The sequence below is a fragment of the Lentzea sp. NPDC102401 genome (assembly GCF_044765805.1).
GTDB lineage: Bacteria > Actinomycetota > Actinomycetes > Mycobacteriales > Pseudonocardiaceae > Lentzea > Lentzea sokolovensis.
In genome coordinates this window covers 44891-67692 of record NZ_JBIWKS010000007.1, presented here as the reverse complement: position 1 = coordinate 67692, position 22802 = coordinate 44891, and the positions used below count along the sequence as shown (strand labels likewise).

Here is a 22802-nt window from a genome sequence, read left to right as displayed (position 1 = left end):
ATGCGACAAGCACTGCTGATCGCCCTGCGCGACCTGCGAGAGCGAGCCCGCGACCGCACCGCCTACGTGCTCGCGCTCGTGCTGCCGCTCGGTCTGGCGGGCGTGTTCACGTTGATCCTGGGCAACATCGGTGGCGACGGTGAGGTCTTCCGCTACGCGGTGGCCGACGCCGACCGCGGTGTCGTCGCCACGACGTTCACCGACGAGGTGTTGCGTGGCGCGACGACCGGCGGGGCGATCGAGATCCGGCCGGTGTCGTCCGCGGCGGAAGCCAAGGAGCTGGTGGGCAAAGGTGAGGTGACGGCGGCGTTCCTGCTGCCGGAAGGCCTGACCGAGGACGTGGCCGCGGGCCGGGCGGCACGGATCGAGGTCGTCGGTGACGTCGACGCGCCGACCGGTACTCAGGTCGCCCGTTCCCTCGCCGAGGCCTACACCGGCCGCCTTGCCGCGGTGCGGGTCGCGGTGGCGGCGACCGTCCACTCGGGAGTGACCACCCCGCCGGCCGAGCTCGCCGCGGAAGCGGCCGCCGCACTGCCCGGGACCGTGGTCGCCGAGGACACCACGAGCCGCCGCCAGCTCGACCCGAAGACCCAGTACGCGGCGGGCATGGCGGTGTTCTTCCTGTTCTTCGCCGTGCAGTCCGGCGTCACCGGCTTGCTCGACGAACGCCGTGACGGCACGTTGGCGCGGTTGCTCGCGGCACCGGTGCGCCGGTCGTCGATCCTCGCGGGCAAGCTGCTCACGAGTGTCGTCATCGGCGTGCTGAGCATGACGGTCCTGGTCGTGGCGTCCTCGCTGCTCATGGGCGCGCACTGGGGCAATCCGGCGGGTGTCGGCCTGCTGGTGCTCGCCGGGGTGCTGGCTGCCACCGGAGCCATGGCCGTCGTGGCCGCCGTCGCGAAGACCGCGGAGCAGGCCGGTGGCTGGCAGGCCGTCGTCGCGATCGTGCTCGGTGCGCTCGGCGGCACATTCTTCCCGGTGGCGCAGGCAGGTCGCGCGCTGGAGGTGCTCAGTCTCGTGACGCCACACCGCTGGTTCCTGCGCGGACTGGCCGATCTCGCCGGCGGCGGAGTCGCCGCCGTGCTGCCCTCGGTCGCCGCCATGACCGCGTTCGCCGCGGTCACCTGTGCCGTGGCCCTGCTGTTGTTCAGGAAGGTGGTGCGACCGTGAAGATCCTCTCGATCGCCTGGATCAACCTGCGTCGAGCGATGCGCGACCGCACCGGCCTGTTCTTCCTGGTGGCACTGCCGTTGATGCTGGTCTTCATCATCGGCGCCGCGTTCGGTGGTGCCACCACCCCGCTGCTCGGGGTGGTGGGCGACGCCGGTGCGCTTCGCGCCGAATCCTCGTTGCGGGTCAAGGACTTCCCGGACGAGGAGGCGTTGCGCTCCGCCGTGGAGCACGGCGAGGTCAGCGCCGGTCTGGTCCGGACGAGCGCCGGCACGCCCCGGATGCTGGTGCGCCCCGACCGCACGGGCCAGCAGTTGCGGATGCTCGTCACGACGACGCTGACGGCCGAGGCGAACCGTTCCGCCGCGGTCGACTTCGTCACGTCCCACACGGGTCTCGACCGCGGCACCGCACTGTCCGTTGTGGACTCGATCCGGGTCGAGGCGGTCGAGGTCCGCACCAGCACCACCGGTGAGGCCCTGTTCCCCCAGGACTTCTCCGGCTTCGACCTCGGCGCGGCCAACCAGCTCGTCCTGTTCACGTTCCTCAACGCACTGACCACCTCGGCCGCACTGGTCGAGTCCCGCGGACTCGGTGTCACGCGGCGCATGCTCGCCACCCCGACACCGGCCAGGGTCGTGGTGGCCGGCGAGGCGCTCGGCCGGGTCTTCATCGCGTTGCTGCAGGGGCTGATCGTGCTCGTCGGCTCCGCGCTGCTGTTCGGCGTGCGCTGGGGCGACCCGCTCGGTGCCGCCGCGTTGCTCGGCGCGTTCGCGCTGGTCTCCGGAGGGGCCGGGTTGCTGCTCGGAGCCTTGTGCCGCACTCAGCAGCAGAGCACGGGTGCGGGCATCCTGCTCGGGTTGAGCCTCGCGGCGTTCGGCGGGTGCATGGTGCCGATCGAATTCTTCAGCCCCACGTTGCACACCGTCGCCTTCGCCACGCCGCACGGCTGGGCGGCCGACGGGTTCGCGGCGCTGACCCGCCGCGGCGGTGATCTCCTCACCGTGGTGCCGCACCTGGGCGTGCTGCTCGGGTTCGCGACCGTGCTGTTCGCGCTCGGCGCGTGGAGGCTGCGGCGGGCTGTGACGGCGTGACACGAGTGGCCTTCGCCGCGCTCACCAGCGCGGCGAAGGCCTCGTGCAACGATTCTGCGAGCACGTCCACGTCCGGGTTGCTGTCGTAGTCGGCGGTGATGCCGACGGTGAGCCGGTCCGCGTAGGAAAGCACGGCGATGCCGGTCCTGATGCGCACGGCGATCGGCACGTAGGGCAGGATCTCGACGATAGGGCGGCCCAGCACACGAAGCTCTTCTCGTGGCCCCGGAACGTTCGTGGTCACCGTGACGATGCTGCGCTGCGGCAGCATCGCCCCGAGCCGGATGCTCCACGACAACGGCGCGAAGGGCTCGTACCGCGCCAGCTCGGTCACGGCGTGCCCGGCTTCGGCTTCGTTGCCCTTCTTGAGCGCGGCGAACCGGTGGTGCACAACGGAGAGCGCGTCCACGACGTGCTCGGTCTCGACCGGCAGGAACGCCAGCCGGACACTGACCTGGTTGTCCATCCTGCGGTCGCCGCGCACCGACACCGGCACCATCGTCCGCACGCTGTCCGGATCGGCTTGCTCTCCCCGTGCCAGCAACACGGCGCGATAGGCAGCGCTCACCGCCGCGAGCACCACGTCGTTGACGGTGACGCCGAAGGTGTGTGCGACCTCCTTCACCTCGGCCAGCGAGGCGCGGACGATCCGGTAGTGCCGAGCGGTGCCGAGCGGCCCGAACAGCGATGAGGCGTGCACCGGCAACAGTGAGCCCACGAGCGACACCAGGCCGCTCACCGCGGACGCGACCAGCCGCACGGTTCGCATCGGAGAGAGCACTGCGGCGCCCAGCAACGCCAGCAGGCTCGCGTCCTGCTCCGGCGCGCGGTCCAGCGCGGGCCCGTCGCCGTACATCACGTCGTAGAGCATGGTGCCGCCCACGCCGTCGACCAGGCAGTGGTGCACCTTGGCGACGATCGCCCAGCGTCCGCCCTCGAGTCCCTCCACCACCCAGTACTCCCACAGCGGACGGTCGCGGTCCAGGCGCTGCCCCATGATGCGGGCGATCAGCGCGGACAGCTCGGCGTCACCGCCCGGCGCCGGCAACGCCGTGCGGCGCACGTGGTAGGCGAGGTTGAACGCCGGATCGTCCTGCCAGCCAGGTGTGCCCAGGTCGAGCGGAACGCGGACGAGCTTCTGGCGGGCGCGCGGCAGCACGGACAGCTTCGCCCGCATCAACGCGAGGAACTCGTCGTGGGTCGGCGCCGGTCCCTCGACGACCGCCACCGAGGCGATCGCGAGGGAGGCGTGCGGATCCGCGTCCTCGATGTCGAGGAACGCAGCGTCGAGCGGGCTCAGGTAGTCCATGAACCCAGTGCAGCAAGGGCGATCCCGGTCCGACACGGCCTCGCGTCCCGCTCCGTGCGAGCACTTCGGCCCTGCCCGCACGGCTGCGCGCGGACAACGCTGACGACAGGACAGCGATGGGAACAGGGGCCATCGCGGCGGCCGGACAAGACCGAGGTCACTGCCTTCGGCGCGCTCCTGACGAGAGAGTGGTACGGGAAGGGAGACAGACATGACCGTCGAACAGGAGACCAAGGTGAGCAGGCTGCGCGGCGAGGCGCTCGTCGAGAAGGTCAAGGAGCTCATCCACGAGGGCAACGTCCGGCGTCTGATCCTCAAGAACGACGAGGGGCACACCGTCATGGAGATCCCGCTGACGGCGGGTGTCGTCGCCGCGATCGCCGCCCCCGTCGTGACCGCGATCGGTGCGATCGCAGCGATCGCGAGCGAGTGGACCATCGAGGTCGACCGCCGCACCGGCGCCACACCGGAGGAGCCGCAGCCGTGAGACCCGTCCGGGTGTGGATGGGGCTGGTACTGCTGGCACTCGGTGTCCTCGGCATCCTCGACGCGACCGACGTGCTCGACTCCGGCGAGGCTGTCGGACGCTGGTGGCCGGTCGCGCTGGTGGGGCTCGGTCTCGTGGCGATGGCGGCACAACGCCGGGTCTCGCTCGGCCCCGTGGTCATCACGCTGGCCGGGCTGGTGCTGCTCACGGGCACGCTCGGCTGGGCCACCGGTGACGTCCTGTGGCCGACGGTGCTGGCGTGCGCGGGGATCACCATCCTCGTGGGGTTGCGCAGGCACCACGGCACCCGCACACCGTTAGCGGTTCTCAGCGGCACGACGACCCGTGATCGCTCGCAGCACCTGCGGCACGCCGACGTCTCCGCGATCTTCGGTGGCGCCACGCTCGACCTGCGCCAAGCGCACGTCGACACCGAGGCGAGCATCGACGCGTTCGCGCTCTTCGGCGGTGTCGAGGTTCTGGTGCCCCAAGGGTGGCGCGTGTCCGTGGGCGGGTTGCCGTTCATGGGCGGGATCGTGGACAAGACGGACAACGACGAGCTGCGCGACGACGCGCCGGTGCTGACCGTCAACGGCACCGCGCTGTTCGGTGCCGTTGAGGTCGCGAACCAGCCGAAGCTGTGAAAGGTGATGTGCGCCAGTGGAGCCAGGGCGGTGCGACCGCCCTGGCTCCACTGGCGCTCGGCTACGTCGGTGGCGTGCCGTGGCGATGCTGATCCCGGCTGGTCGCCGTCCTGCCGGTCGCGCTGCTGTGGCCTGGCTGCACCGCCGCCACGTCGTCCGAGCCGAACCGCTTCGCACGCGGGTCCGCCACCACCCAGGTGACAGCGGGAAGGAGAGCCACGACGGTGGGTCCGGGTTGCCAGGACCACGGCACGCCTTCCGCGACGGTCGGCGTCACCACGGGTACGAGGATGCCCAGTGCTTCGTCTTCATGAGCACAGCGCTCATCACGCACCTCCTGTGCGGCCGGGTCACCTGGTCGTGGCCTCGATGTCGGCCAGCACGTCGGCGATGTCGGCGGCCCACTGCTCGATCTCCTGCCAGTCGCGGAAGTCGCCGAACCGGCCTCCCACCGCGCGGAAGACCAGCGACCCGATCTTCCCCAGCATGTCCGCCCGCACCACGCCGCTGAACAGCCGGTGCTCGACGGGCCTGACGTCCTCGCGCAGATGCGCGAGGATCGTCGGTTCCTCCAGACCCGCCCACCTGCGCAGCGGGCCGCGCAGGGAGTCCGGCAGACCGACGCTGAACAGCCACACCGGCTTGCCCTGCAACGTCCGGCGTTCCCTGGCCAGGAACGCGGCGCCGGACGGCAGCCAGGCCTGATCGTGGACCGCGCTGCCGACGACGTAGGCGTCGTAGCCGTCCGCCTCGGTGATCTCGTCGACGCCGTACGTGGCGACCACATGCCCATACGTGCGCAGCACCGCCGCGATGCGCGTCGCAACGCCCACCGTCGAGCCCGCCGCGGTCGCGTAGGCCACCAGCACCTTCATGATCTTCCTCCTCAGAGTTCTTCCACACAGGGCTGGACCACGACGGACCGCACTCCGGGCACGCTCTCCGCCAGCGCGGTCACGGCCTGCTGCTCGTCGTGGCCGGTGAACGGCCCCAGCACGGTGGCCGCCCCGGACACCACGACGACGTCCCACGGCCGCGCGCCGAGGTTGTCGCACAACAGCTTGCTGATCCGCGCCGCCGTCACCTCGTCCTGCGGGGTGAGCGCCCGCAGGAGGTCTCCGCGGCTCACCACGCCGACGAGCAGGTCGCCGGCCACGACCGGCAACGACCGGTAGTGGTGCCCGAGCAACTGCCGCGCGATCTCGCCCACCGGCATCTCGGCCTCGACGGCCACGACGAGATCGCTCATCGCGTCGCTCACCCGGTGCGCGGCGCGGCGTGCCCGCAACTCCTCGCGCAGAAGGTCTTCGCCCGACACGACGCCGACGAGCCGGCCGTGGTCGTCCACCACCGGCAGCGCCGCGAAACCGTGCTCGGCGACGAGTGCCGCGGCCTCCTCGATCGAAGTCCCCGGCGACACGGTCACCGCGGGGGCGGACATCACGTCGAACGCTCGCATCTGCACTCCTCCGTCCACTCAGGACAGCACACGACCCCCTGCCACCCCAGCCTTCGCCGCACAGCGGAACAAAACCAGTTCCTTGCGCCCCAGCGGTCATGGACCTTCGGCCCTGCCGAGCCGGAACAAGGCGCACGATGCTCTGGCGCATGGACTACGACGTCACGCTCACCGAGTTGTCCCCGACGACGGCATGTCATCTGAGGGTTCGCACGTCCGCGCACGACATCGCCGCGTCGGTGGGCGGCGGGCTCCAGCGCCTCTACGAGTTCGCGGCCGCGGTGCAGGTGGCACCTTCCGGTCCGCCGCAACTGGCGTACCCGGAACCGGTCACCGACGGCGACTTCGAGCTCGACCTGTACCTGCCGATCTCCGGCCAGGTCGCCGGCCAGGCGCCCGTCAACGTTGTCGACCTGCCGGGCGGTCCGGCCGCACGGACGGTCCACCAGGGCGCGTACGACAAGATTCCCGCCGCGTACGAAGCGGCCTTCCGCTGGATCCACGAACACGGCCACACCTCGTCCGGTCCGCCGAGGGAGCTGTACCTCACCGGACCGGACGAGGAGCAGAGCCCCGAGGACTACGTCACCGAAGTCGTCGTACCGCTGGTGCGTCGCTGAGCACCGGCGACGGCCAGCGCCAGCAGCATCACGCCAGCCAGGAACAGGACGCCTCCGCCGACCATCAGGCCGATGGACACCGGACGCAGCGCCGGGACCTCGGCCTGCGCGACGAGACCGGCACCGACCGTGCGCGAGCGGTCGGTGTTGAGCACCACCGCGGTCCAGCTGCCCTGCTCCGCTCGCCAGCTCACCTCACCGGTGCCCGACGCCGCCCAGAAGGTCTGCGCGGCGGGGTTCGCCGGCACACCACCGTCACGGTGCCAGTACGTGACCCGGTCGCCGGTCATGCTGACCTCGTCGTGCTCCACACCGGACAGATAGCGCAGCACGTCGTCCGTCCGGCCGATGCCGATGAACACGCCGTTGTCAGCCTTCAGCCGCACGTCACCGAGCCAGTTGTCCGCCAGCACCCAGTCAGCGTCCGTCCAGCGCAGCTCCAGCGTGCCGAACTCGATCGCGTAGCCGTCGCTGTGGAAGGACTCCGACCTCGTGCTCAGCAGTCCGGACGAGTCGCGCTGCGTCTGGTCGGCCCACAGGCCGAACCCACCCGTTCCGCCGACGGCACCACCGGTGATCAGCAACAGCGCCCCGATCACCACGGCGGTGACCCGGCCGGTCGACCAGCCCTGTGCGGGCGGCGCCGGCGGTGGCGGTGACTGGCTGATCGTCGCCGTCGCCGCCTCGTCGCCTCCGGAGTCGAAGCGGAACGGCGGGTAGGAGTCGGTCATCAGGCCCGCGTACGCCGCCACGCGCAGCGCCCAGCGGTCCATGCCCAGCACGAAGTCGAAGAGCCCCTGGGGATACCGGCCGGTGAACAGCAGCGCGATGCCCGCGAACAACGCCATCAGGCCGACCAGCCCGCCGGAGTTGTAGACGGTTTCGCCGGTTTGGTAAGCGACGTAGCTGCCACCGCCGACGAAGAACCCGACGATCAGGTAGTGCGGAATCGCGAGCAGCCACCACTTCACCAGCACCAGTCCCCGGGACAGGTGCTCGGGGTAGGCGATGTCGAGCGTCGCGGGGTAGTCCGGCTCCTCGCCGAGGCTGAACGGCGGGTAGCGGTCCGTGGCCAGCGCTCCGTAGGTGTAGTACGCCACCCGCCACGTCCAGCGCAGCACGCCGACGTTGAAGTCGAACAGGACCCGCGGATAGCGGCCGGTGAACAGGATCGCGAAGAACGCCACGAGGCTGAACACGGCGAACCCCAGCCACAGGAACGCCAGCACCAGGTAGTGCGGAATCGCGAGGAACCACTTGACGAGCCACAGCCAGCGACTCAGGCCGGGCTCCAGACGTGCGTGCACGTGCACCGGATAGCCGGTCGTAGCAGTTGTCATCGTTGCCTCCCTGCTCACTGCCACGGTCACCCAGATCCGCGGGCACCGGCAGTACTGCGCGACCCGTCGGCACACAGACCTAGGACCCTGTTTCGCACGTGGAGAAGTGGCAGATCGTGTTGGTATGACTGATGTCCTGGTCGCGTACGCGACGAAGATGGGTTCCACGAAGGAGATCGCCGAGGCGATCGGGGAACGACTGCGCGCCGCGGGGCACGAGGTGACCGTGCTCGACGCCGCTCAGGTCCGTTCGGTCGAGCACCACGGCGCACTGGTGCTCGGCAGCGGCCTCTACGCCGGCCACTGGCGCCGTGAGGCGGTCAAGTTGCTCAAGCGCAACGAGAAGTTGCTCGTGGACCGGCCTATCTGGTTGTTTCACAGCGGTCCGCTCGGCAAGGAGCTCACGCCGCAGCGCGCGCCGCGCAAGGTGCGGGAGATCGCCACCCGCGTCGGTGCCGACGAGCCGACGACGTTCCCGGGCAGGTTGACCGAGCAGACCGCCATCGGGTTCATCGCGAAGAAGATGGCCCGGGGCGACATGGCGGGCGACTTCCGGGACTTCGGCGAGATCCGCGCCTGGGCGGACCGGGTCGCCGGACAGCTCTCCGCCACCGGCTCCCCGGTTCCACCGGGTGGCGCGTGATCACCCGCAACATCCGCATGGACGGTCGTGGATGCGGATCTCACCCTCCGGCGGCTGCCGGAGGGTGTTGTGCACGGTGCAGGTAGCTCCCCGCGTAGTGGGCGATGCACGTCGCGTGCGAACCGCTCGACCTGGGGACATGCCCTGGTCACTGCCGGGCTGGTCGGTGTGCACCTCGTGCGCCCGCAGCAGGACGGCGTACTAGTCGCCCTGGACGTGGCGCACCCGAATCCGTTGGTGCAGGGGAACTTCGGTCGTCACGGCGGACTCGTCACCTCTTCGCCGGTCGCACGATCGCCAGCGGGCAGGGGGCGTGGTGGACGAGAGCCTGGCTGGTCGAGCCGAGCAGCATGCCGGCGAACCCGCCGTGCCCGTGGCTGCCGACGACCAGCAGCTGCGCCTCTGCTCCATACCGCGTGAGCGCCCGCACCGGCCGGTCCCGCAACGCGATCCGGTTGACCACTACGTCGGGATGTTTCTCCTGCCAGCCCGCCAGTCGCTCGGCCAGCAGCCGCCGCTCCTCCTCCTCGACCTGTCCCCAGTCGATGCCCAGACGCGACAGGACGTACGCGCTGTCGGCGACGAGGTCCGTGACGGTCATGACCGCGGTCAACGAGGTGTTGCGCAGTGAGGCCTCCTCGAAGGCGAACGCCAGCGCGGCCTCGCTCGTGGGCGAACCGTCGACACCGACGACCACCGGGCCGTCGGGAACCGCATTGCCCCGCACCACGACGACCGGGCTCTGGGCGTGTGCCGTCAGTGCCACCGCCGTGGAGCCGACGGCGAGCCCGGTCACGGTGCCGAGACCCCGAGACCCGATGACCACCGTCCTGGCGCTCTTCGACAGCTCGATCAGCAATGCTCCCGCGCCGCAGCAGACGACCTCGGTCGTCACCTCGACCTCGGGAGCGGCGGCTCGTGCCGCCGCCCTGGCCTCCTGCAACCACGCATGACCCTGTTCCTCCATAGCGTGGCGGATGTCGTTGCCGACGAGCACGACCTCCGGATAGCCGCGGGTCGGCAGCATGAAGGCGTGCACGAGCCGCAGCGGCACCTGATGGCGGGCGCACTCCTGAGCGGCCCAGCCGACGGCGGCCAGCGCCGAACCCGAGCCGTCGACGCCGCACACGATCGGGGCGGATGGGGATTTCATCGTTGTCCTCCAGTCACGACAAGGGTCTGCGGCACACGCTAGGAACCGCGAAGCCGCGTGGACGCTGCCGTTGGTCCCGCACCGATCGGGCCCTTGGCACCGGGCCCCGTCGATCCCGGTCAGGTCGGGACCTTCGACGGTGGGACCCCGCCGTGGTCGCACGAAGAGTTGGACCACGAAGCCTTCCGCCGAGACACGATGAGGTGAAGGACATGGCCGAGGTGCCCGCAGCGCTGGGGCTGGCGCCAGAAGAGGTCCATCGCGTGCTCGAGGCCGCCTCGCTCGCGCCGTCCGTGCACAACGCCCAGCCCTGGCTGTTCCGGGTGCTGCCCGACCGGATCGAGCTGCACCCCGACTCGCGTCGCAGGCTTCCCGCGACCGATCCGGACGACCGCGAGCTGCGGTTGTCCTGCGGTGCGGCCCTGTTCAACCTGCGGCTGGCGCTGCAGGGCGCCGGTGTGCGGCCGCTCGTGTCGATGGTGCCCGGCCAGGGCGCGCCGGGAGCCCTCGCGATCGTGCGGCGCGGAGGCACGGCCGAGCCCGACGACGAACAGCGCGCCCTGCTTAAGGCCGTTCCCCGCCGCCGCACGAACCGCAAGCCGTTCCACGAAGCACCCGTCGACCCCCGCCAGCGTCACGAGCTGGTGCGCGCGGCCGAACTGGAGCACTCGTGGCTGCACGTCATCGCGTCGCCGAAGGACCGCGCCCAGCTCAAGAAGTTCGTCCAGCAGGCGCACGAGATCCAGCTCCGCGACGAGAACGTGCAGGCAGAGCTCGCGTCGTTCACCGGGCACCGGCCCCACGCCACCGACGGCATTCCCACGGATTCGGCCGGTGTCCGCCCCGAGCTGCAGGACGAATGGGTCTTCCGCAACTTCCAGGGACCCGAACGCAAGCCCGGCAAGGACTACGAGTCCGATCCGCTGGTCGTCGTCCTCTGCTCGTTCTACGACGGACCACTCGGCGAACTACAGGCGGGACAGGCGATGCAGCGCGTCCTGCTCGCCGCCACCGCGCGCGGGCTGTCGGCGTCGTTCCTGTCGCAACCGGTCGAGGTGCGCAGTGTCCGCGAGCAGTTGCGAAGCTCGCTGGGCGACATGCTCGTGCCGCAGACCGTGCTGCGGCTCGGTTACAGCACGCCGGTCCCGCCGACGCCGCGGCGCCCCGTCTCCGAACTGCTGCTGGAATCCAACGACTGCCGGTCCTGAGTGGACTCCCGACCGGCCGAAGAGGAGGAGCCCGATGACCGCTACGGCGGAACGCCCGACCACCGCCTGGCGCGGATTTCGCGCGGGAACGTGGTCCGACGAGATCGACGTGCGTGGATTCATCCAGGCCAACTTCACTCCCTACGAAGGCGATGCGGAGTTCCTGACCGGTCCGACGCAGCGCACGACGGCGTTGTGGCACCGGTTGACGGAGATGTTCACCGACGAACGCGCCCGCGGGATCTACGACGTCGACGCGAGCACACCGTCCTCGATCACCGCGCACCGTCCGGGCTACGTCGACCGCGACCAGGAGCTGATCGTCGGCCTGCAGACCGACGCACCCCTCAAGCGCGCCATCATGCCCGCGGGCGGAATCAGGTTGGTGGAGAACAGCCTCAAGACCTACGGCTACCAGCTCGACCCGCGGGTGGAGGAGATCTTCACCAAGTACCGCAAGACCCACAACGACGGCGTGTTCGACGCCTACACGGCGGAGATCCTGCGAGCACGCAAGGCCGGCATCATCACCGGTCTCCCGGACGCGTACGGCAGGGGCCGGATCATCGGGGACTACCGGCGCGTCGCCCTCTACGGCGTCGACCGCCTGATCACGGCGAAGCACGCCGAACGCGCGGCCTTGGACGACTTGGCGTCCACGGAGGACCTGATCAGGGACAGGGAGGAGCTGGCCGAGCAGATCCGCGCGCTCGGCGAGCTCCGGCAGATGGCCGCGGCCTACGGCTACGACATCTCCGGTCCGGCGACAACTGGCCGGGAAGCCCTGCAATGGCTGTACTTCGCCTACCTCGCGGCCGTGAAGGAGCAGAACGGCGCGGCCATGTCACTGGGCCGCACGTCCACGTTCCTCGACATCTACCTCCAGCGCGACCTCGACGAAGGTGTGCTGACCGAGCACGAGGCGCAGGAGCTCGTCGACGACCTGGTCATCAAGCTCCGCATCGTGCGGTTCCTTCGCACGCCGGAGTACGACCAGTTGTTCTCCGGTGACCCCACGTGGGTCACGGAGTCCATCGGCGGAATGGCCCGCGACGGACGCCCGCTGGTCACGCGCACGGGCTTCCGGTTCCTGCAGACGCTCTACAACCTCGGGCCGGCCCCGGAACCGAACCTGACCGTGCTGTGGTCGCCGCGTCTGCCGGACGGGTTCAAGCGGTTCTGCGCCAAGGTCTCGGTCGACACGAGCTCGATCCAGTACGAGAACGACGACCTGATCCGTCCGAGGTTCAGCGACGACACCGCGATCGCCTGCTGCGTGTCGGCCATGCGGGTCGGCGAGCAGATGCAACTGTTCGGCGCACGCGTCAACCTCGCCAAGGCGTTGCTGTACGCGATCAACGGCGGCCGTGACGAGATGACGGGTGTCCAGGTGGCGCCGGCGTTCCCGCCGATCACCTCGGAGTACCTGGACCACGACGAGGTGCGCGCGGCGTTCGACCGGATGGCCGACTGGCTCGCGAAGACCTACGTGGAAGCGCTCAACATCATCCACTACATGCACGACAAGTACGCCTACGAACGCATCGAGATGGCCCTGCACAACCACCCGGTCCAGCGGCTTCTGGGGTGTGGCATCGCGGGCCTGTCGGTGGTGGCGGACAGCCTGTCCGCGATCCGGTACGCGCGTGTCCGGGTGATCCGCGACGACACCGGCCTCGCGATCGACTACGTGGTCGAGGGCGACTTCCCCAAGTACGGCAACAACGACGACCGTGCGGACGCGATCGCCGTCGAGCTGGTCGAGGATTTCATGCGGAAAGTGCGGCAGTACCCCGCGCATCGCGGCGCCGTGCACTCCCAGTCGGTCCTCACCATCACCTCGAACGTCGTCTACGGCAAGCACACCGGCAACACACCGGACGGCCGCCGCGCGGGTGAACCGTTCGCACCGGGTGCCAACCCGATGAACGGCCGCGACCGGCGCGGACTCGTCGCCGCGGCGCTGTCGGTGGCGAAACTGCCGTACGACGAGGCTCAGGACGGGATCTCGCTGACCGCGAGCATCACCCCGACCGGCCTGGGGCGCACCGAGGACGAGCAGGTGACCAACCTGGTCGGTCTGCTCGACGCCTACACCGACGCCGGCGGCTTCCACCTCAACGCCAACGTGCTCAACCGCGAGACCCTGCTCGACGCCATGGCGCACCCGGAGAACCACCCACAGCTGACCATCCGGGTCTCCGGCTACGCCGTGAACTTCATCCGGCTCACGCCCGAGCAGCAACGCGACGTCATCAACCGAACCTTCCACGAGTCGCTGTGACCACCGGATCAGTCCACTCCTGGGACGTCTCCACCGCGGTCGACGGACCGGGCACCCGCTTCGTGTTGTTCCTGAGCGGGTGCCCGCTGCGGTGCCTGTACTGCGAGAACCCGGACACCTGGCACATGCGCGACGGCCACCGCATGACCGTCGACGAGGTCATGGCCGAAGTCACGAGGTACCGGCGGTTCATCGAGGTCGCCGGCGGCGGACTGACGCTGACAGGCGGAGAACCGCTGCTGCAGCCCGCCTTCACCGCCGCCGTGTTCCACCGTGCCAAGCAGCTCGGCCTGCACACGGCCCTCGACACGTCCGGATTCCTCGGCGCGCGGGCGTCCGACGAGCTCCTCGCGGACACCGACCTGGTCCTGCTCGACATCAAGTCCTGGGACCCCGCCACCTACCGGCGCGTCACCCGCGGGGAGGTCGCGCCCACCTTGGAGTTCGCCCGCCGGCTGTCGGCGCTGGGCACACGGATGTGGATCAGGTTCGTCCTCGTGCCGGGATTCACCGACGACCGGGACAACGTCGCGGGCATCGCGTCGTTCGTCAGCACCCTGGACTCCGTCGAACGCGTGGAGGTATTGCCGTTCCACAAGCTCGGCGCGCCGAAGTACGCCGCGCTCGGCATCCCGTTCCCCCTGGCCGACGTCCCCACGCCCGACGCCGAGCTCGTGCGGCGGGTGCGGGACCAGTTCGCCGGCTGTGGCGTCCCCGTCCACTGACCACCGAGGGTCCGGCACCGCAACGGGAAGAGGCGCCGGGGAGATCCCGGCGCCTCTTCTCGTTTCCGGCGTGGCGGTCAGTTCTCCGCGTACTGCACGATCCGCACGTCGGTCACACCGGCCACAGCACGCGCCAGCACATCCGCCACGTGCCGGTCCGTCGCGTCGTCCATTCTGTCCACAATGGACACCTTGCCGTCGCGCACGCTGACGGTCCACCGGTGCGCGGAGCCGATCACGTCCAGGCGGTGCCGGATCTCGGCCTCGATGATCCGGTCCTCCCTGCTGATCGAGCGCAGCAGGTCACGGCGGGTCACGATGCCCGCGAGGTGGCCCTCGTAGACGACCGGCACGCTGCGCACACCGCGCTCCAGCATCAGGTCCGCGACCTCGGCCAGATCGGTGTTCGGCGTGACCGTCACCGGCGCCATCATCAGCTGGCCCACCAGGTCGGCTGGAGCGACCCTGGCCTTGGGCGGCTCACCGTGCACGAGCCCTCTCGGGTCCTGCGGCAACCGGTGCCGCAGCAGCTCGGTCTCGCTCACGAGCCCGACGAGCACGCCGTAGTCGTCCACGACCGGCAGCGCGGTGAAGCCGCGTTCGGCGAGCAGGTGGGCCGCCTCACGGGCTGGCGTGTCCGGCCTGACCACGACGACGTCGGCGGTCATCACGTCTCGAGTCCTCATCTCGCTCTCCTTCACCCGAAGATCTCGGTCTGGCGGGGATGCGTGGTGTCGTTCCACTCGGCCCGCAGCTGGTTGTGCACGTCCACCACGCCAGGCAGGGCACGCACGAGGTGTTCGGCGATCTCGATCTCGCTCTGGCGCTCCAGCTGTCCCTGCATCGTCACCACGCCGTCGGAAACCTCGACGTCGATGTCGTCGGGATCCACCCACAGCGTCCCGCCGAAGATCTCGTCGCGGATCTCGCTGCGCAGCTCGTCGTCCTCACGGACGAAGAGCTTGAGCAGGTCGTGCCGGGACAGCACGCCGACGAGCGCGCCGTCGGAGTCCATGACGAAGAGCCGGCGCAGCCCCTCGGTGGCGAGTTCGCGCGCGGCCGCACTGGCCGCGGTGTCCGGCCCCACGGTCTTCACCGGAGACGTCATGACGTCCTGAGCGGTCAGCCCGGACGCCTGCTCCCAGCGGCGCTTCACCGCACGGCCCGCGAACACACCGGGCGCCTCCCCCGTGCCACCGCGGAACTCCTCCTTCGGCAGCAGGTCGGCCTCGGACACGACGCCGACGGGATAGCCGTCGTCCAGGACGGGAACAGCGCTGATCCCGTTGTCCTCCAACAGTTTCACGACGTCCTTGAACGAGCTGCCGACGTCGGCGGTGACCACCTCACGCGTCATCAGCGAGGCGACTGTCGGTTCACGCATGACACCCTCCGGTGATCCTCGATCCACGTACCTCCAGCCTTCAACCAGGACCGCCGGCGGCACACCTCCCAAAGGCGTCGGTGAGCGAGGACGCGGGTCCCGGCAAGGCGGGGACCTATGCCCCTCACCTCCGGCCGTCGTCGCTGCGAGTTTCAAAGGTGCGACTTCGACCTGGAGGTGAACCGGATGAACCGCGGTCAACCGGACGAGAACACACTGCGGGCGGCGGTGGCACTCGCCTGCCGCGCACCGTCGGTGCACAACTCCCAACCCTGGCGCTGGGAAATCGGCGCTCACAGCCTGCACCTGTACGCCGACCGCGCACGCAGCCTGCCCGCGGTCGACCCGACGGGCGCCGACCTCGTGATCAGCTGCGGGGCCGCGTTGCACCACCTGCGCGTCGGCCTGGCCGCGCTCGGCTGGCGGGCGGCCGTGCACCGGCTGCCCAACCCGAGCCAGCCGGATCACCTCGCCGCGATCGAGTTCGAGGCGCGCGAGCCGAGTGAGTCGCTCGTCGCGCTCTCGACCGCGATTCCGCGCAGGCGCACCGATCGCCGCGCTTTCTCCTCCTGGTCCGCACCCGACGCGATCCTCGACCAGCTCGTGGGGCGCGCCCGCAACGAGGGCGTGGAGGCACAGGTGGTGACCGGCAGGACTCGGGACGAACTGCTGATCGCGATCGACAAGGCCGCCGTCACTCAGGAGGCGGATCCCGCCTACCGCAGGGAGATCCGCGACTGGAGTGGTGTCTACCCCGGCTCGTCGGCGGGTGTGCCCGCCGCGAACATCCCCGCCGGCTCCCACCAGTACGGCAACCTCCGGATGCGAGAGTTCGCGCCCGGTGAGCTGATCCAGGCCGACCGCCGGCTGCTCGGTGAGGACGCGGGGGCGTTGCTGTTGCTCAGCACGTCGTCCGACGACGACCTGTCACGGTTGCGCGCCGGTGAGGCGGCGAGCGCGGTGCTGCTGGAGGCCACGTCGGCGGGACTCGCGACGTGCCCGCTGAGCCAGCCGTTCGAGGTCGTCGAGACCAAGGAGCTGGTGCGCGACCGCGTGCTCGGTGGCGCGACCTGTCCGCAGCTCGTCATCCGGGTCGGCTGGGCCGCGTTCAACGCCGACCCGCTGCCCGCCACGCCCCGCCGTCCCGTCATCGACGTCCTCAAGCCTCAGGAGCAGCCGTGACCACGTACATCCGCGACTTCACCGCGCTCGGCAAGAACGACACCGACATCGCCGGAGGGAAGGGCGCCAACCTCGGCGAGCTGACCCGCGCGGGCCTCCCGGTGCCACCCGGTTTCGTCGTGACCGCCGATGCGTTCCTGAACTCGGTGAGCCAGGTCCGCGACGACCTCGCCGCCGAACTCCTGATCGCACTCGACCGCGCCACCACTCCGGACCGGCTCGCCGAGTCCGCCGAACGAATGCGAGACCTGGTGCGCAAGGCCGGCGTCTCGGACGAGGTCCGGCACGCGGTCCTGCAGGCCTACCGCGAGCTCGGCCAGGACGAGTCGGTGGCCGTGCGGTCCTCGGCGACGTCCGAGGACACCGCAGGTGCCTCCTTCGCCGGGATGAACAGCACCTTCACCAACACCCGAGGCGCGCACGCCCTCCTGGACCGTCTGCTGGACTGCTGGGTGTCGTTGTTCGGCACCCGGTCGGTTGCCTACCGCGCCGAGCAGGGCATCACGGACGAGCCGGCCATCGCGGTGGTGGTGCAGCGCATGGTCGACTCGGAACGCTCCGGGGTCATGTTCACCGCCGACCCGTCGACCGGCGAGCGCGACCGTCTGCTCGTCGAGGCGTCGTTCGGGCTCGGCGAGGTCGTCGTCAGCGGTTCCGTGGAGCCCGACACCTACGTCCTGCGCCGGGACGGCGACCAGGTGTCCCTCGTGGACACTCGGATCGGCCGCAAGACGCACAAGATCGTGCGCGGCGCGAACGGGAACGACGAACGGATCGAGCTCACCTCGGAGGAGTCGCACGCACAGGTGCTCACCGAAGCCGAGGCAGTCGCGATCGGGCAGCTGGGCGTCCGCGTGCAGCGGCACTACGGTGAGCCCCAGGACACCGAGTGGGCGATCGCCGGCGGCAAGACGTGGCTCGTGCAGTCCCGTCCCATCACGACCCTGCCCGTCACCGTCACGCCCCTGGACGGCCCGCTGGTCGCCGGCCTCGGCGCCTCACCGGGCATCGCCTCCGGCCGGGTGCGCGTGCTGCGCTCGCCCGACGAGGGTTCCCGCCTGCGTGACGGCGAGGTGCTGGTCGCCGAGATGACCAACCCGGACTGGGTTCCGACGATGCGGCGCGCGTCCGCGGTCGTCACCGATGGCGGCGGCATCACCTGCCACGCCGCCATCGTGGCGCGCGAACTGCGGGTGCCGTGCGTCGTCGGCACCGGCTCGGCGACCTCGGTGTTGAAGGAGGGCCAGCAGGTCACCGTCGACGGCAGTGCGGGCGAGGTGCGCGCGGGAGCCGCGCCGATCACGACCGCGGCGCGCATCGTGCCGCCCGCCGTGCTCGCGACCGAGGCGCTGGGCACGCGGGTGTACGTGAACCTCGCGTTGCCCGAGCACGCCTCCGAGGTGGCCGCGATGCCGGTCGATGGTGTCGGCCTGCTGAGGGCGGAATTCATGCTCACGGAAGCGCTCGGCGCCGAACACCCACGCCGCTTCCTGGCCCAGCACGGCAGTGAGGACTTCCTCAACGCCATGGCGTCGTCACTGCTGCAGATCACGCACGCGTTCGCACCTCGTCCAGTCGTGTATCGCACCATGGACTTCCGCACGAACGAGTTCCGCGAGCTCAAGGGCGGCGACGAGTTCGAGAAGCACGAGCACAACCCGATGATCGGCTACCGCGGCTGCTACCGGTACGTCGACGACCCGATGCTGTTCGGGCTGGAACTCGAAGCCCTCGCACGGGTGCGGGAGCAGACGCCGAACCTGCACCTGATGATCCCGTTCGTGCGCACCAAGTGGGAGCTCGAAGCCTGCCTGGAGCAGATCGACCGCAGCCCGCTCGGCCGCCAGCGCGGCCTGCGCCGGTGGGTCATGGCCGAGGTTCCCTCGGTGGCGTACTGGATTCCCGAGTACGCGCGGTCCGGCATCGACGGCGTTTCCATCGGCAGCAACGACCTCACGCAGCTGATGCTCGGCGTCGACCGCGACTCCGAGCTGTGCGCGGACCTGTTCGACGAGTCCGACCCCGCCGTGCTCGACATGATCGGTCGCATCGTCACCGCCGCCCGTGACGCGGGCATCACGTCGTCGCTGTGCGGGCAGGCGCCGTCCAACAAACCGGAGTTCGCCGAGAAGCTCGTCGAACTCGGCATCACCTCCATCTCGGTCAACCCGGACGCCGTTCCCGCCGCCCGCGCCGCCATTGGTTCCGCCGAGCGTCGCCTGCTGCTGCGGCACGCCCACTGACACACCACTCACCAGGGAGACGCACCATGGCTGTACGAGTCGGCATCAACGGGTTCGGGCGCATCGGCCGCGACGTGCTGCGCGCCGCCTTCGACCGCCACGACACGGAGATCGAGATCGTCGCCGTCAACGACATCACCGACGCGGAGACGTTGGCTCACCTGCTCGCGTACGACTCGACGTACGGACCGTGGAGCCGCCACGTCACCGTCGAGCACAACACGATCACCGTGGACGGCCGCAGCATTCTCGTGACCGCGGAGGAGGACCCGGAGGAGCTCAACTGGGGCATGCTCGGCGTCGACATCGTCATCGAGGCGTCCGGCCGGTTCCGGACCCGTGAGACCGCGGGTGTCCATCTCGCACGCGGTGCGAGGAAGGTCATCATCACCGCTCCCGGCAAGGAGGTCGACGCCACGATCGTCATGGGCGTCAACGACGACATCTACGAGGCGAGCAAGCACCACATCATCTCGAACGCCTCGTGCACCACCAACTGCGCGGCACCGATGGCCGCGGTGCTCGACGACGCGTTCGGGATCGTCGAGGGCGTGATGACGACGATCCACAGCTACACCGGCGACCAGGCGCTGCTCGACCGCCCGCACAAGGACCTGCGCCGGGCGCGCTCGGCCGCAGTGAACATCATCCCGACCTCCACCGGAGCAGCCAAGGCCATCGGGCAGGTCATCCCGTCGCTGGCCGGCAAACTCGACGGCCTGGCGGTGCGCGTGCCGGTCGAGGACGGGTCGCTCACCGACCTGACGGTGCGGCTCGCCGAGCCGGCGACGGCAGGCCAGGTCAACCGTGCGTTCGAGGAGGCGGCGGCCAGGCACCTCAAGGGAATCCTGCGCTACACCACGGATCCCGTCGTGTCCCGCGACATCATCGGTGACGCGGCGTCGTGCGTGTTCGACGCCTCGCTCACCAAGGTGCAGGGACATGTCGTCAAGGTGATGGGCTGGTACGACAACGAGTGGGGCTACGCCAACCGCACGATCGACCTCGTCGACCGGGTCGCCCGGACGCTGCCGTGAACGGCCGCACCGAGACCTGACGAGCCAGGTCCCCCGATGCCGGGCGCCACTGGTGCCCGGCATCGTCGCTGATCCGGTGTCAGTGACCGGCGTCCTCCCCCGCCTGAGCCCAAGTGCTCTGTCGAGGGCCGGCGTCCGGACGCATTGTGTTGGTATGGCCGAAATCCTTGTCGCTTACGCGACCAAGTCCGGTTCCACCAGGGAGATCGCCGAGGTGGTAGCGGAACAGATCCGCCACTCCGCACACGAGGTCACCGTGCTCGACGCCGCGGAGGTGAGGTCCGTCGAGCCGTACAAGGCAGTCGTGCTGGGCAGCGCGCTCTACTTGGGACGCTGGCGGCGCGAGGCAGTCAAGCTGTTGAGGCGCAACGAGAAACTACTCGCCCGCAAGCCGGTGTGGCTCTTCCACAGCGGTCCTGTCGGCCCTCAGCAGGTGCCGCAGCGCGCACCTCGCCAGGTGCGCGAGATCGCCGCGCGCATCGGTGCGGAGGAACCCGTCACGTTCGGTGGCAGGCTCACGCGCGAGACCGCCGCCGGGTTCCTCGCCAAGAGGATGGCGCGGACCGGCGCGGCCGGTGACTTCCGGGACTGGGACGAAATCCGCCTGTGGGCGTACGTGATCTCCGAGAGGCTGGTAGCCGCCCGCTGACCGTTCCGCGTGTGGGCGAAGTCCGATCAGCAGAACGCGCGGATCAGGCGGCCACCAGCGTGCCGAGAACCTGCCTGCCGATCGACGTGAGCACCGCCGGAACCCGCGTCCCCGCCTGGGATCGCGACGCCGCCGCCACCAGTCCCGCAGTGTAGAGGTCGTTGGTGGCGGTGAAGTCGCACCACAGTCCGTCCACGGACAGACTGGGGACGCGGCCGCCCAGCAGTTCGGCGCGGCCTTCCGCCACGGCCTGCAGCATGGCCCGGTGGCGGGCAGTGTATCCGTGGACGCTCATCTGCTTCCCCTTACCCGCTGGTGCTTTCTTGGTGAGGCAAGGCTCCTCTTGCAGCCTGGGTGTGATGCAGATCCCAACGTGGTGACCGTGCCGGGACCATCGCCGCGCTCGCGTGAGACATGAGGCTCTGCCCTGCGGGGACCGGCGATCTCGATGCCGGACGGGCTCGATGCCGGACGGGTTCGATGCGGCGTGACCGGCTGACCAGGTCGTGACGTCCCTGCCGGATCGGGACCAACGACCGCGTCCGGGACCGCTCCACCCGAGAAAGCTGAAGGCAGGAAAAGAACCTGGGAGGCAACGATGTCCGCTGTTCACGCTCCAGCCCGCAGCCGCGTCGACGCGGCCGCGAAGTCCCTCGCGGTGCTGCGCATCGTTACGGGATTGCTGTTCCTCTGGGCGTTCTTCGACAAGGCGTTCGGCCTCGGCTACGCCACCCAGTCGAAGAACGCCTGGTTCTCGGGCGGCTCGCCCACCAAGGGCTTCCTGAGCCGGGTCGACGTGGGACCGTTCCAGTCCACCTTCCACGACATCGCGGGCACCTGGTGGGCCGACGGCCTCTTCATGGCCGGCCTCCTCGCGATCGGGGTCGCGCTGGTGCTCGGGATCGGCCTGCGTGTCTCGGCGGTCGCCGGCACCCTGATGATGCTGCTGATGTGGGCCGCCGAATGGCCGCCTGCCCAGCACAACGCGGCCGGTGAGGCCACGATGTCCACCAACCCGATCATCGACTACCACGTCGTGTACGCACTCGTGCTGATCGTGCTCGCGGCGACGGCGTCCGGTGCCGTCTGGGGCCTGGCGCGCAGGTGGGCCGAGCTGCCGTTCGTCAAGGCCAACACCTGGCTGCGGTGAGGCAGGGCGAAAGGTGAGGGCACCGCGACCGCGGTGCCCTCACCTTCTCGTGTACGCGGGTCAACCGGCGCGGCGGCCGTTGTGCGGTGCACCGTTCACGCCGACGACGACCAGCCCTGGCCGGCAGACTCCTGATCGAGCAGCCAGGCGGGCGTGTCCACCTCGACCCGGTACGTGATGTCCAGCTCGGGCGCGACTTCGAGCGCGCCCGCGACGGACTGGCACACCCAGCCATCGCCTCGTCGTGCGGCGCGCCGCGCACCTTCCCGGTCATGTCCAGTGCACCGGCGGGCAGGCAGCTCGGCGTGCAACTCCGCACTTCGGCGTGCGGCCTCCCACGCGGCCTGGCGAGCGGCCTGTTGCGCCGACTCCGAGCCGACCACGTTCGAGTGTCCGATCGGGACGGTCATCCCGCTCACCTTCCGGTCCAGTCCGGAGAGACCTGCTCCCACTCCCGAGCCCACCGTTGCGACCGGATCCGGCTGTGCACGAACCGCGTCGCAAGGTAGAGCAGCACCATCGAGCCGACCACTCCGCTCCACAGCAGCAACGCGAGCACGATCGCGTCGATCGCCGCTCCCTCCGGGGTCATCGGCGGATCGGACGGGTTGCCGCTCTCGTCGATCCAGATCGTGACCGTGGCGCCGGCCTTCGAGTCGTAGTGCGCCTGAACCTCACCCTGCTTCGCACTGCCGTCAGTCAGTCGCCACCTCGCGAGCACAGGAACTGCCTCGACGACTCCGCCTCGCTCGGACGACCCGATCGTCTCCGGGGCGTCCTCGATCAGCACGGCATCGGTCTCGTGCCTGCTTGCCTGCTCCACGTCGACCAGGGACCGTTGGTGCGCATATATCTCGGACCCCGTCGCACCCGCGAAGGGGACGGTCAGCACCGTGACGGCGAGCCCCAGCGCGAGCACCGCGCCCTCGACGCGGTCGCCCGTCGTGGCGAGCCGGTTGCGCCCAGGGAAGGCGTGGCGGACGAGCCGGGACATCGGTTTCGCGATCATGTGGTCCACCTC

Annotated in this window: 25 protein-coding genes; 14 read left to right on the top strand and 11 right to left on the bottom strand. The window is 69.9% G+C overall.

Annotation, left to right across the window (positions count from 1 at the left end; all coding sequences use genetic code 11):
• Nucleotides 1–1170 carry an ABC transporter permease gene (locus ACIRG5_RS24470; protein WP_402908326.1) on the top strand — a complete coding sequence of 390 codons (1170 nt, stop codon included), beginning with the start codon at nt 1–3 and terminating at the stop codon, nt 1168–1170.
• Entirely contained in the window at nt 1167–2264 is a 1098-nt protein-coding gene (locus ACIRG5_RS24465) for an ABC transporter permease (protein ID WP_402908324.1), read from the top strand. Before ACIRG5_RS24470 ends, ACIRG5_RS24465 begins: the two co-directional genes overlap by 4 nt.
• Here ACIRG5_RS24465 and ACIRG5_RS24460 read toward each other — a convergent pair.
• Entirely contained in the window at nt 2170–3573 is a 1404-nt protein-coding gene (locus tag ACIRG5_RS24460; RefSeq protein WP_402908322.1) for a wax ester/triacylglycerol synthase family O-acyltransferase, read from the bottom strand. The two genes, ACIRG5_RS24465 and ACIRG5_RS24460, sit on opposite strands and share 95 nt — an antisense overlap.
• A 211-nt stretch (nt 3574–3784) precedes the next feature.
• Between ACIRG5_RS24460 and ACIRG5_RS24455 the strand changes: the two genes are divergently transcribed.
• Both ACIRG5_RS24455 and ACIRG5_RS24450 read left to right on the top strand, forming a co-directional pair.
• On the top strand, nt 3785–4060 hold the full coding sequence (locus tag ACIRG5_RS24455; RefSeq protein WP_402908320.1) for a DUF4342 domain-containing protein: 276 nt from the start codon (nt 3785–3787) through the stop codon (nt 4058–4060).
• Entirely contained in the window at nt 4057–4704 is a 648-nt protein-coding gene (locus tag ACIRG5_RS24450; RefSeq protein ID WP_402908318.1) for a LiaF transmembrane domain-containing protein, read from the top strand. The genes ACIRG5_RS24455 and ACIRG5_RS24450 overlap by 4 nt, the downstream gene beginning before the upstream one ends.
• A gap of 61 nt (nt 4705–4765) precedes the next feature.
• Here ACIRG5_RS24450 and ACIRG5_RS24445 read toward each other — a convergent pair whose 3' ends face one another.
• From ACIRG5_RS24445 to ACIRG5_RS24435, 3 genes are all read right to left on the bottom strand, one after another.
• Nucleotides 4766–4984 carry a hypothetical protein gene (locus ACIRG5_RS24445; RefSeq protein ID WP_402908316.1) on the bottom strand — a complete coding sequence of 73 codons (219 nt, stop codon included), beginning with the start codon at nt 4982–4984 and terminating at the stop codon, nt 4766–4768.
• A gap of 70 nt (nt 4985–5054) precedes the next feature.
• A complete protein-coding gene (locus ACIRG5_RS24440) occupies nt 5055–5579 on the bottom strand; it encodes a flavodoxin domain-containing protein (RefSeq protein WP_402908314.1) in 525 nt (174 codons plus the stop codon).
• A gap of 11 nt (nt 5580–5590) precedes the next feature.
• Complete coding sequence (locus ACIRG5_RS24435) at nt 5591–6163, bottom strand: CBS domain-containing protein (RefSeq protein ID WP_402908312.1); 573 nt, start codon at nt 6161–6163, stop codon at nt 5591–5593.
• A gap of 149 nt (nt 6164–6312) precedes the next feature.
• On the opposite strand from ACIRG5_RS24435, the gene ACIRG5_RS24430 reads away from it, so the two are divergent.
• Nucleotides 6313–6783 carry a GyrI-like domain-containing protein gene (locus ACIRG5_RS24430; protein WP_402908310.1) on the top strand — a complete coding sequence of 157 codons (471 nt, stop codon included), beginning with the start codon at nt 6313–6315 and terminating at the stop codon, nt 6781–6783.
• On the opposite strand, the gene ACIRG5_RS24425 is transcribed toward ACIRG5_RS24430, so the two are convergent.
• A complete protein-coding gene (locus tag ACIRG5_RS24425; RefSeq protein WP_402908308.1) occupies nt 6744–8123 on the bottom strand; it encodes a DUF4389 domain-containing protein in 1380 nt (459 codons plus the stop codon). The genes ACIRG5_RS24430 and ACIRG5_RS24425 overlap by 40 nt on opposite strands.
• A gap of 124 nt (nt 8124–8247) precedes the next feature.
• Here ACIRG5_RS24425 and ACIRG5_RS24420 point away from each other — a divergent pair, with 124 nt between their 5' ends.
• Nucleotides 8248–8766: a flavodoxin domain-containing protein gene (locus ACIRG5_RS24420; RefSeq protein WP_402908306.1), complete on the top strand. Its 519-nt coding sequence runs from the start codon at nt 8248–8250 to the stop codon at nt 8764–8766.
• Nucleotides 8767–9037: 271 nt separating this feature from the next.
• Here the strand turns inward: ACIRG5_RS24420 and ACIRG5_RS24415 are convergent, their stop codons facing one another.
• The gene (locus ACIRG5_RS24415; protein ID WP_402908304.1) at nt 9038–9919 is read right to left on the bottom strand and encodes a universal stress protein; all 882 of its coding nucleotides are present in this window, start codon (nt 9917–9919) and stop codon (nt 9038–9040) included.
• Between the two features lie 212 nt (nt 9920–10131).
• Between ACIRG5_RS24415 and ACIRG5_RS24410 the strand changes: the two genes are divergently transcribed.
• From ACIRG5_RS24410 to pflA, 3 genes are read left to right on the top strand one after another with little or no spacing between them, the layout of a single operon-like run.
• On the top strand, nt 10132–11127 hold the full coding sequence (locus ACIRG5_RS24410) for an Acg family FMN-binding oxidoreductase (RefSeq protein ID WP_402908302.1): 996 nt from the start codon (nt 10132–10134) through the stop codon (nt 11125–11127).
• A 34-nt stretch (nt 11128–11161) separates the two neighbouring features.
• The gene (pflB, locus tag ACIRG5_RS24405; RefSeq protein WP_402908300.1) at nt 11162–13411 is read left to right on the top strand and encodes a formate C-acetyltransferase; all 2250 of its coding nucleotides are present in this window, start codon (nt 11162–11164) and stop codon (nt 13409–13411) included.
• The gene (gene pflA / locus ACIRG5_RS24400; RefSeq protein ID WP_402908298.1) at nt 13408–14136 is read left to right on the top strand and encodes a pyruvate formate-lyase-activating protein; all 729 of its coding nucleotides are present in this window, start codon (nt 13408–13410) and stop codon (nt 14134–14136) included. The genes pflB and pflA overlap by 4 nt, the downstream gene beginning before the upstream one ends.
• Nucleotides 14137–14213: 77 nt before the next feature.
• On the opposite strand, the gene ACIRG5_RS24395 is transcribed toward pflA, so the two are convergent.
• Nucleotides 14214–14822, bottom strand: a complete 609-nt coding sequence (locus ACIRG5_RS24395) for an HPP family protein (protein WP_402908296.1) — start codon at nt 14820–14822, stop codon at nt 14214–14216.
• Between the two features lie 11 nt (nt 14823–14833).
• On the bottom strand, nt 14834–15520 hold the full coding sequence (locus tag ACIRG5_RS24390; protein WP_402908294.1) for a CBS domain-containing protein: 687 nt from the start codon (nt 15518–15520) through the stop codon (nt 14834–14836).
• A 186-nt stretch (nt 15521–15706) separates the two neighbouring features.
• On the opposite strand from ACIRG5_RS24390, the gene ACIRG5_RS24385 reads away from it, so the two are divergent.
• The 4 genes from ACIRG5_RS24385 (at nt 15707) to ACIRG5_RS24370 (ending at nt 20631) form a co-directional block, all read left to right on the top strand.
• The gene (locus ACIRG5_RS24385) at nt 15707–16702 is read left to right on the top strand and encodes an Acg family FMN-binding oxidoreductase (RefSeq protein WP_402908292.1); all 996 of its coding nucleotides are present in this window, start codon (nt 15707–15709) and stop codon (nt 16700–16702) included.
• On the top strand, nt 16699–18945 hold the full coding sequence (gene ppsA / locus ACIRG5_RS24380; protein WP_402908290.1) for a phosphoenolpyruvate synthase: 2247 nt from the start codon (nt 16699–16701) through the stop codon (nt 18943–18945). Before ACIRG5_RS24385 ends, ppsA begins: the two co-directional genes overlap by 4 nt.
• 26 nt (nt 18946–18971) lie before the next feature.
• Complete coding sequence (gene gap / locus ACIRG5_RS24375) at nt 18972–19982, top strand: type I glyceraldehyde-3-phosphate dehydrogenase (protein ID WP_402908288.1); 1011 nt, start codon at nt 18972–18974, stop codon at nt 19980–19982.
• 154 nt (nt 19983–20136) lie between these two features.
• The gene (locus ACIRG5_RS24370; RefSeq protein WP_402908286.1) at nt 20137–20631 is read left to right on the top strand and encodes a flavodoxin domain-containing protein; all 495 of its coding nucleotides are present in this window, start codon (nt 20137–20139) and stop codon (nt 20629–20631) included.
• A gap of 43 nt (nt 20632–20674) precedes the next feature.
• On the opposite strand, the gene ACIRG5_RS24365 is transcribed toward ACIRG5_RS24370, so the two are convergent.
• Entirely contained in the window at nt 20675–20926 is a 252-nt protein-coding gene (locus ACIRG5_RS24365; protein ID WP_402908284.1) for a hypothetical protein, read from the bottom strand.
• A gap of 303 nt (nt 20927–21229) precedes the next feature.
• Between ACIRG5_RS24365 and ACIRG5_RS24360 the strand changes: the two genes are divergently transcribed.
• Nucleotides 21230–21781 (top strand): hypothetical protein, encoded by a 552-nt coding sequence (locus ACIRG5_RS24360; protein WP_402908282.1) that lies wholly within the window; start codon nt 21230–21232, stop codon nt 21779–21781.
• A gap of 95 nt (nt 21782–21876) precedes the next feature.
• On the opposite strand, the gene ACIRG5_RS24355 is transcribed toward ACIRG5_RS24360, so the two are convergent.
• Together ACIRG5_RS24355 and ACIRG5_RS24350 are read right to left on the bottom strand one after the other, a co-directional pair.
• A complete protein-coding gene (locus tag ACIRG5_RS24355) occupies nt 21877–22191 on the bottom strand; it encodes a hypothetical protein (protein ID WP_402908280.1) in 315 nt (104 codons plus the stop codon).
• A gap of 5 nt (nt 22192–22196) precedes the next feature.
• On the bottom strand, nt 22197–22790 hold the full coding sequence (locus ACIRG5_RS24350) for a hypothetical protein (protein ID WP_402908278.1): 594 nt from the start codon (nt 22788–22790) through the stop codon (nt 22197–22199).
• Nucleotides 22791–22802: the final 12 nt, after the last annotated feature.

Coding starts and splice junctions, on each gene's coding strand:
- ACIRG5_RS24460 (WP_402908322.1), bottom strand. CDS start 3,573: ATGGACTACCTGAGCCCGCTCGACGCTGCGTTCCTCGACATCGAGGAC.
- ACIRG5_RS24420 (WP_402908306.1), top strand. CDS start 8,248: ATGACTGATGTCCTGGTCGCGTACGCGACGAAGATGGGTTCCACGAAG.
- ACIRG5_RS24470 (WP_402908326.1), top strand. CDS start 1: ATGCGACAAGCACTGCTGATCGCCCTGCGCGACCTGCGAGAGCGAGCC.
- ACIRG5_RS24360 (WP_402908282.1), top strand. CDS start 21,230: ATGTCCGCTGTTCACGCTCCAGCCCGCAGCCGCGTCGACGCGGCCGCG.
- ACIRG5_RS24370 (WP_402908286.1), top strand. CDS start 20,137: ATGGCCGAAATCCTTGTCGCTTACGCGACCAAGTCCGGTTCCACCAGG.
- gap (WP_402908288.1), top strand. CDS start 18,972: ATGGCTGTACGAGTCGGCATCAACGGGTTCGGGCGCATCGGCCGCGAC.
- ACIRG5_RS24410 (WP_402908302.1), top strand. CDS start 10,132: ATGGCCGAGGTGCCCGCAGCGCTGGGGCTGGCGCCAGAAGAGGTCCAT.
- ACIRG5_RS24395 (WP_402908296.1), bottom strand. CDS start 14,822: ATGAGGACTCGAGACGTGATGACCGCCGACGTCGTCGTGGTCAGGCCG.
- ACIRG5_RS24415 (WP_402908304.1), bottom strand. CDS start 9,919: ATGAAATCCCCATCCGCCCCGATCGTGTGCGGCGTCGACGGCTCGGGT.
- ACIRG5_RS24355 (WP_402908280.1), bottom strand. CDS start 22,191: ATGACCGTCCCGATCGGACACTCGAACGTGGTCGGCTCGGAGTCGGCG.
- ACIRG5_RS24350 (WP_402908278.1), bottom strand. CDS start 22,790: ATGATCGCGAAACCGATGTCCCGGCTCGTCCGCCACGCCTTCCCTGGG.
- ACIRG5_RS24430 (WP_402908310.1), top strand. CDS start 6,313: ATGGACTACGACGTCACGCTCACCGAGTTGTCCCCGACGACGGCATGT.
- ACIRG5_RS24435 (WP_402908312.1), bottom strand. CDS start 6,163: ATGCGAGCGTTCGACGTGATGTCCGCCCCCGCGGTGACCGTGTCGCCG.
- ACIRG5_RS24365 (WP_402908284.1), bottom strand. CDS start 20,926: ATGAGCGTCCACGGATACACTGCCCGCCACCGGGCCATGCTGCAGGCC.
- pflB (WP_402908300.1), top strand. CDS start 11,162: ATGACCGCTACGGCGGAACGCCCGACCACCGCCTGGCGCGGATTTCGC.
- ACIRG5_RS24385 (WP_402908292.1), top strand. CDS start 15,707: ATGAACCGCGGTCAACCGGACGAGAACACACTGCGGGCGGCGGTGGCA.
- ACIRG5_RS24440 (WP_402908314.1), bottom strand. CDS start 5,579: ATGAAGGTGCTGGTGGCCTACGCGACCGCGGCGGGCTCGACGGTGGGC.
- ACIRG5_RS24425 (WP_402908308.1), bottom strand. CDS start 8,123: ATGACAACTGCTACGACCGGCTATCCGGTGCACGTGCACGCACGTCTG.
- ACIRG5_RS24390 (WP_402908294.1), bottom strand. CDS start 15,520: ATGCGTGAACCGACAGTCGCCTCGCTGATGACGCGTGAGGTGGTCACC.
- ACIRG5_RS24455 (WP_402908320.1), top strand. CDS start 3,785: ATGACCGTCGAACAGGAGACCAAGGTGAGCAGGCTGCGCGGCGAGGCG.